Origin of the sequence: Cupriavidus phytohabitans (genome assembly GCF_000426345.1) — a bacterium.
Classification (GTDB): Bacteria; Pseudomonadota; Gammaproteobacteria; order Burkholderiales; family Burkholderiaceae; genus Cupriavidus.
Genome location: NZ_AUFE01000242.1, coordinates 1 through 1,242, shown reverse-complemented (window position 1 = coordinate 1,242; position 1,242 = coordinate 1). Strand labels below are relative to the sequence as shown.

At 61.3% G+C, this 1,242-nt stretch carries 2 protein-coding genes and 1 pseudogene; all 3 read right to left on the bottom strand.

What is annotated here, in order from left to right:
* The coding region (locus K309_RS0135035) for a type III secretion system chaperone family protein (RefSeq protein ID WP_035878966.1) at positions 1-302 on the bottom strand (302 nt) is incomplete at its 3' end.
* A gap of 373 nt (positions 303-675) precedes the next feature.
* Positions 676-936 carry a hypothetical protein gene (locus K309_RS0135030; protein ID WP_051320782.1) on the bottom strand — a complete coding sequence of 87 codons (261 nt, stop codon included), beginning with the start codon at positions 934-936 and terminating at the stop codon, positions 676-678.
* Positions 937-943: 7 nt separating this feature from the next.
* Positions 944-1,242: pseudogene (locus tag K309_RS41415) on the bottom strand (secretion protein); the annotation flags it as partial.

The window sequence follows — 1,242 nt, the reverse complement described above, 5'->3', positions numbered from 1 at the left end:
AGCACGATACCTCCGGTATCCGTATCGAGTCCGAGTTGCGCCTGGTCCTGCGCGTAGATCATCAGGTTGGCCTCGAGCATCAGCCGGAATACAATGAGCGTACGACCGGCCGTCACTGTGCCGTAATGAAAATTCGCGTACAGCGCGTCGAGATCATTTTCGAAGTGTTCGAGCCGCACGTCAAAGCCTTCGACCTCGATCGAGCGGGTGCTCAGCACATGCTCGGCATCCGCGAGGCCGACCGTCGCACACAGGTCATGCACCAATGCTGCGTAGCGCTCCGAACTATTTTTGGTGTCCAAGTAAAAGGCCCGCGCAACCCAGAAAAAGTCCTACCGACCCCGCAAAATGAAAGCTCCCGGCACACCGCGAGCTAAACGGAACATGGTGCAGCCTTTGCAACGCGTGGTCAGGCCGGTCCTTGCAGATGTGCACCGACCGAACCACTAAGTTCGCCGCGCAGCGTTGATCCGCAGTATTCACGATGTTGGCCACAGCGCCAGCCAGCGACCTCTGCTGCATGGCCCGCGCCGCGGAGAGACAGGTGGTTCCCTGACGAACCTGCGGTGTCGTTGCGCCACCGATAGGTATAAGAGGCCCCTCGTTTTTGGGGTGACGCAGAAGCGGTGCCCCGGTGTAACAGCCAGCCACCGCCATGTGGCGAGCCTCGCGCCATTAGGCCGCGCCGCGTGTGTCCGCGAGCTGACCGATGATGCGTCCCGCAGCGAACAGGCCGCGGCAGAGCTTCGCGAGATCGTCGCGGTGGAGTTCGGTCGCGCCGTGCGCGCGCCCCAAGTTTATCGCGGTTGCCTCAAGCGCCTCACGTATCGCTGCGAGACGCGCGCCTCCGGTGGGACCGGTAAGCGCCTTCTGCAGATCGTTGAAGTCGGCGGCGCACGCTTCGAGCGGTGCGTAGATGTCCGATGTCTGTGTCATGGGAACCTCACTTCGGTAGCGGAAGATAAGCGGTAGAGTTGGCCGCGCGCTGCGACGCGGGAATGTCCTCGACAGTCTGCACCACGCCCCGCGCCGCTGCAGGCACTTCATCGACGCTTCCTGTCGCGCTCGGTTTGCCTTTTGCATTCCCATCCGCAGGACCATTTCTTGCGGCGACTGCTGGTGCATTTTCCTGCAACGTATAGATATGCTTAACGCCGTCGGGTGTCTGTCCATAGCGTATATCGTCGGAAGACATCAGGAATGAGAACGGGGGTGCTGGGGTCAATGCGTCTTCCGCTTGCG